The organism is Mycobacterium sp. (assembly GCF_035653355.1).
Taxonomy (GTDB): Bacteria; Actinomycetota; Actinomycetes; order Mycobacteriales; family Mycobacteriaceae; genus Mycobacterium.
Genome location: NZ_DASRBZ010000081.1, coordinates 1 through 5,653, shown reverse-complemented (window position 1 = coordinate 5,653; position 5,653 = coordinate 1). Strand labels below are relative to the sequence as shown.

At 64.5% G+C, this 5,653-nt stretch carries 6 protein-coding genes; 2 read left to right on the top strand and 4 right to left on the bottom strand.

The window, feature by feature from the left end; genetic code table 11:
- Both aceA and VFA16_RS02645 read right to left on the bottom strand, forming a co-directional pair.
- A partial coding sequence (gene aceA / locus VFA16_RS02650; protein WP_324966327.1) for an isocitrate lyase occupies positions 1 to 679 on the bottom strand: 679 nt, incomplete at its 3' end.
- Positions 680 to 960: 281 nt separating this feature from the next.
- A complete protein-coding gene (locus VFA16_RS02645) occupies positions 961 to 1,755 on the bottom strand; it encodes an acyl-[acyl-carrier-protein] thioesterase (protein ID WP_324966326.1) in 795 nt (264 codons plus the stop codon).
- Between the two features lie 131 nt (positions 1,756 to 1,886).
- Between VFA16_RS02645 and ramB the strand changes: the two genes are divergently transcribed.
- Together ramB and VFA16_RS02635 are read left to right on the top strand one after the other, a co-directional pair.
- Complete coding sequence (gene ramB, locus VFA16_RS02640; RefSeq protein ID WP_324966325.1) at positions 1,887 to 3,311, top strand: acetate metabolism transcriptional regulator RamB; 1,425 nt, start codon at positions 1,887 to 1,889, stop codon at positions 3,309 to 3,311.
- On the top strand, positions 3,308 to 3,859 hold the full coding sequence (locus VFA16_RS02635) for a carboxymuconolactone decarboxylase family protein (protein WP_324966324.1): 552 nt from the start codon (positions 3,308 to 3,310) through the stop codon (positions 3,857 to 3,859). The genes ramB and VFA16_RS02635 overlap by 4 nt, the downstream gene beginning before the upstream one ends.
- Here VFA16_RS02635 and VFA16_RS02630 read toward each other — a convergent pair.
- Both VFA16_RS02630 and lpdA read right to left on the bottom strand, forming a co-directional pair.
- A complete protein-coding gene (locus VFA16_RS02630) occupies positions 3,850 to 4,143 on the bottom strand; it encodes a hypothetical protein (protein WP_324966323.1) in 294 nt (97 codons plus the stop codon). The genes VFA16_RS02635 and VFA16_RS02630 overlap by 10 nt on opposite strands.
- Positions 4,143 to 5,540 (bottom strand): dihydrolipoyl dehydrogenase, encoded by a 1,398-nt coding sequence (gene lpdA / locus VFA16_RS02625; protein WP_324966322.1) that lies wholly within the window; start codon positions 5,538 to 5,540, stop codon positions 4,143 to 4,145. Before lpdA ends, VFA16_RS02630 begins: the two co-directional genes overlap by 1 nt.
- Between the last annotated feature and the right edge of the window lie 113 nt (positions 5,541 to 5,653).

Below are 5,653 nucleotides of genomic sequence, written 5' to 3'. Positions count from 1 at the left end.
CGATGATCACGGTCGGCACGTCGCACACGTCCGCAGCTAGCCGAGCCGACGTCAACGTGCGGATGTGCTGCTGGGTCGGGATCAGCACCTTGCCGCCCAAGTGGCCGCACTTCTTCTCCGACGCCAGCTGGTCTTCCCAGTGGGTGCCCGCCGCGCCGGCGGCGATCATCGCCTTTTGCAGCTCGTAGACGTTGAGCGCACCGCCGAAGCCGGCCTCGGCGTCGGCGACGATCGGCGCCAGCCAGTTCTCCACCGACTTGTCGCCCTCGACCTTGGCGATCTGGTCGGCACGCTGCAGCGCGTTGTTGATCCGGCGCACCACCTGCGGCACCGAGTTGGCCGGGTAGAGGCTCTGGTCGGGATAGGTCTGCGCGGCGAGGTTGGCGTCGCCAGCCACCTGCCAGCCGGAGAGGTAGATGGCCTTCAGACCTGCCCGCACCTGCTGCACGGCCTGGTTGCCGGTCAATGCACCCAGCGCATTGACCCACTCCAGGTCGTGCAACTGGCTCCACAGCACCTCGGCACCACGACGAGCCAGCGTGTGCTCCTCGACCACGGTGCCCTGCAAAGCCACCACATCGGCAGCGGTGTAACTGCGGGTGACGTCCTTCCAACGCGGATTGGTGTCCCAGTCGTGCTGGATCTGCTCCGCGCTCTTGGGCGTGCCAACGGTAGACATCAGTGACGTGCTCCTTCTTCTGTTTTCATCGCTGGCGGTCCCTGGCGTTCCCAGGATTGCTAACCCCCCAGCGAGCTCCTCGGCGTGCTAAGCCGACGATGGCACAGCTTAGCTCCGCAGGTCCACCGCTTGCAGTTGCCAACTTTGGCCATAACAGAGCCGGGATTTGCAAATCTTGCGAATGCAACAAACTACTGAACCGTTTCAGTAGCTACCGGCCAGTAACCCTAAACCGCAGGTCAACCCACTTGTTGTAGGTGAAGTTGGATTCTGCCGACCGGCTACAGCGGGAAGATCGACGCGACCGCTTTGACCTCGTCGCCGACGGCATATGTGAGCGTTGTAACAGTGCGATCGGTCAGTCCAGGACCAAATCGGTCGGTCGAACCCGGTGGATGCACGTGGGAGATGATCTCCAGCTTGTCGCCCAGGGCGACCGGCGCCTCGTGTTCGATGGTCACCCGCAGCGGCGCCTTCAGCATGTCGGGGTGCGACGCCAGGTAGTCCTCGATGACGCTCCAGTACACCGAGTTGTTCATGTGGTCGAAGAGGTCGATATCGGTGACCCGTACCGGGAACTCGTGGATTTCCAGCGCGTCTTCTCGGCTTCCCGCGTTCAGGTAGGCCTTCCAGCGCAGCCTGTCGATGTCGGTCGTGCGGCGCAGGCCGGCCAGGAAGTCGTCGGCGATCCGCGCTGGCCCCTGCGTTTCCCGGTTGATGTTGATCCAGAACGCCTCGGACTCCATCAGGCCGCCCTTGCGCCCGTCGATGCGCACCCGCATCTCACACCACCGGTTCGAGGTGCCGGAGCACCAGCGCCGCAGCCGCAGCAGGTCCTGGAACATGATCGGACGGATCAAGTCGACCATGGTGCGGCGCACGATCCACAGCGGGTGGGTCTCTTCGAAACCCAACTCGCGCAAGTGGTCTTGCCCAATGTCCTGGATGTGGCGGGTGGCCGCATCGAAGCGCAGTCGCCCCTCGCGGTCGATGTCGGCGACCCGCAGCGGCCACTCCCGTTCGAAGACGTCGGGGTGGCCGTCGGGCACCGGCATCATCACTTTGTCGAGGCTCAACGCTGCTCTCCCCTGTTGCTCCCCCTGCGGACTTCCTGCGAATCATGCCAAATGAGCTAGCTGGGGAGCCAATCGACGCGGGCGTGCCAAGCCTGCAAACCTCACCTTCGCAACCCGGGTACGCTGGCCGCGTGACCAAGACGTTCGTCGGCTCGCGGGTCCGCCAGCTGCGTAACGAGCGCGGGTTCAGCCAGGCCGCGCTGGCGCAGATGCTAGAGATCTCGCCGAGTTACCTCAACCAGATCGAGCACGACGTGCGGCCGCTGACCGTGGCGGTGCTGCTGCGGATCACCGAGGTCTTCGGCGTGGACGCGACGTTCTTCGCCTCCCAGGACGACACCCGGCTCGTCGCCGAGCTGCGCGAAGTGACGATGGACCGCGACCTGGATGTCGACGTCGACATGACCGAAGTCGCCGAAATGGTCGGCGACCACCCGAAGCTGGCCCGCGCCATGGTGAACCTGCACCGGCGCTACCGCATCACCACCGCCCAACTGGCGGCTGCTACCGAGGGGCGCTACTTCGACGGCAGCGGCAGTGGGGCGATCACCATGCCGCACGAAGAGGTGCGCGACTACTTCTACCAGCGCCAGAACTACTTGCACGAGCTCGACACCGCCGCCGAAGACCTGACGATCCGGATGCGCATGCACCGCGGCGATCTGGGCCGCGAGCTGGCTCGTCGGCTCACCGATGTGCACGGCGTGCACATCAACAAGCGCATCGACCTCGGCAAAACCGTGTTGCACCGCTTCGACCCCGAGACCAAAACCCTGGAGATCAGCACCCACCTCTCACCTGGGCAGCAGGTGTTCAAGATGGCCGCCGAGCTGGCCTACCTGGAATTCGGGGACCTGATCGACAGCATGGTCGAGGAAGGCAAGTTCACCTCCGAAGAATCCCGCAAGCTGGCCCGGCTCGGCCTGGCCAATTACTTCGCGGCCGCGGCGGTGTTGCCGTATCGGCAGTTTCACGACGTCACCGAGAACTTCCGCTACGACATCGAACGGCTCTCGGCGTTCTACGGCGTCAGCTACGAGACCGTCTGCCACCGGCTTTCGACCCTGCAGCGGCCCTCGATGCGCGGGGTGCCGTTCTCGTTCGTCCGCGTCGACCGGGCCGGGAACATGTCAAAACGCCAGTCGGCCACTGGGTTTCACTTCTCCTCCAGCGGCGGCACCTGCCCGCTGTGGAACGTCTACGAAACGTTCGCCAACCCGGGCAAGATCTTGGTGCAGATCGCTCAGATGCCCGACGGCCGCAACTACATGTGGGTGGCCCGCACCGTGGAGCGACGGGCCTCACGGTATGGTCAGCCGGGTAAAACGTTCGCGATCGGCCTGGGCTGCGAGCTTCGGCACGCCCACCGGCTCGTCTACTCGGAAGGACTGGACTTGTCGGGCGACCCGAATATTTCAGCCACACCGATCGGCGCGGGCTGCCGGGTCTGCGAACGCGACAACTGTCCGCAGCGGGCCTTCCCCGCGCTGGGCCGCGCACTCGATCTCGACGAACATCGCAGCACGGTGTCGCCCTATCTGGTGAAACCGGCATGACCGCGCAAGTGGGCCGCATCCCGTCGGGAGGTGTGCGCGACCTCGGGCTAATCAACTGGGTCCTAGCCAAATTCGGCGCGCGCACCGTCAGCGCTCCGGAAATGCATCTGTTCACCACGCTGGGTCAGCACAAGCGGCTGTTTTGGCTGTGGCTGCCGTATTCGGGTGCCTTGTTGCGGGGCCGGCTCCCGGCCGCCGACACCGAGCTGGTGATCCTGCGCGTCGCGCATCTGCGTTCCTGCGAATACGAGCTGCAGCATCACCGCCGGATGGCGCGCCGCCGCGGGCTGAATGAACAGACGCAAGAGGCGATCTTCGACTGGCCTGCGGCGTCCGACCGGCTCACCGCCCGCCAGCAGGCGCTGCTGAAGGCCACCGACGAGTTCGTCCTCGACCGCTCGATCAGCGAGGAGACGTGGCAGGAGCTATCCGGTTATCTGGATCGCCGGCAATTGATCGAATTCTGCATGCTGGCAGGCCAATACGACGGGCTGGCCGCGACGATGTCTGCCCTCGAGCTTCCGCTGGATCACCCGGATCACAGGTAGGTGGCGCTCAGCACACCCAACGTCAACACGACGGGCAGAACCGGCAGCGCAAACGCGAACGCCGCCCAGGGGTAATTTCGCCGCTCGCGCAGCCGCCATCCCCACCATCCGGCGCAGGCGGCCAGCACCAGCGACAAAATCAACACCACCAGGCTCCACCGGCTTACCGTCGTGGTGGCAGCTCCGATCGAAATCGCCAGCAGCCACGCGATATAGCCGATGATCACTCCGGCGACGACACCGATAATCGTCGCGCCGCGATTTGAGCTGCCGCCAAAAAGCATCAGAAGTTGATCATGTGGCCGACCAGACCGTGGAAGCATTCCTGCAGCGCCTCCGACATTGTCGGGTGGGTGTGGACGTTGCGCGCTAACTCATTTGCGGTCAGGTCCCACTTCTGCGCCAAGGTGAGCTCGGGCAGCAGCTCGGAGACGTCATGACCAATCAGGTGGCCGCCCAGCAGCTCGCCATACTTGGCGTCGGCGACCAGCTTGACAAACCCGCTGGCGTCGCCCAAACCGTGCGCTTTTCCGTTGGCGGTGAACGGGAACTTAGCGACCTTGACGTCGTACCCCTCATCGCGGGCTTGCTGTTCGGTCAGTCCGAAGCTCGCGACCTGCGGTTGGCAGAACGTCGCGCGCGGCAGCATGCGGTAGTCGCCGAGCGGCAAAGTCTCTGCGCCGCCGATGGTTTCGGCTGCCACCACACCTTGTGCTTCGGCGACATGCGCCAGCTGCAACAGTCCGGTGACATCGCCGATCGCATAGATGTGGCCCACGTTGGTGCGCATGTAGTCGTCGATGCCGATAGCCTTGCGATCGGTCAGCGCCACCCCGGCCTTGTCCAATCCGTAGCCCTCGACGTTGGGCGCAAAACCGATGGCCTGCAACACTTTTTCGGCCCTCAGCTGTTGGGACTGACCGTCCTTGCTGACCGTGACGGTCACCTCGCTGCCGTTGTCGTCGACAGCCTCGACCTTGGTGCCGGTGAGAATCTTGACGCCCAGTTTCTTGAACTGCTTCTCGATTTCCTTCGACACGTCGGCGTCCTCGTTGGGCAGCGCCCGCGGCAGGAACTCGACGATCGTGACGTCGACGCCGTAGTTGGACAGCACGTAGCCGAACTCCATGCCGATCGCGCCGGCGCCGGCGATGACGATCGACTTGGGCAGCTCCCGCGTCATGATCAGCTCTTCGTAGGTGACGACGTTCTGGGAGAGCGACGTACCCGGAACGAGCCGGGTGCTGCTGCCGGTTGCGATGATCGCGTTGTCGAAGGTGACCGTTTCGGTACCGCCATCGTTGAGATCGACCGATAACGTGTTGGCGTCGGTGAAGCTGCCGTAGCCGTGGACTTCGGTGATCCTGTTCTTCTTCATCAAGAAGTGCACACCGGCGACGCGGCCCTCGGCCACCTTGCGGCTGCGGTCGAAGGCGATGCCGTAATCGAAGGTCGCGTCGCCGCTGATCCCGAAGGTCTTGGCGTCGCGGGTGAAGATGTGCACCAGTTCGGCGTTGCGCAGCAATGCCTTGGACGGGATGCAGCCGACGTTGAGGCACACCCCGCCCCAGTACTTCGGCTCGACGACTGCGGTGTTCAACCCCAGTTGGGCGGCGCGAATGGCGGCGACGTAGCCGCCGGGGCCGGCTCCGAGAACGACGACGTCATAGTGAGAAGGCACCAGCCCACATTAGTGGCGATCGCAAGCGCGGCGGAGCTGGGCGCAGCGGGTCGCCACAATCCAACCCAGTGGCGATCGCAAGCGCGGCGGAGCCGGGCGCAGCGGGTCGCCAC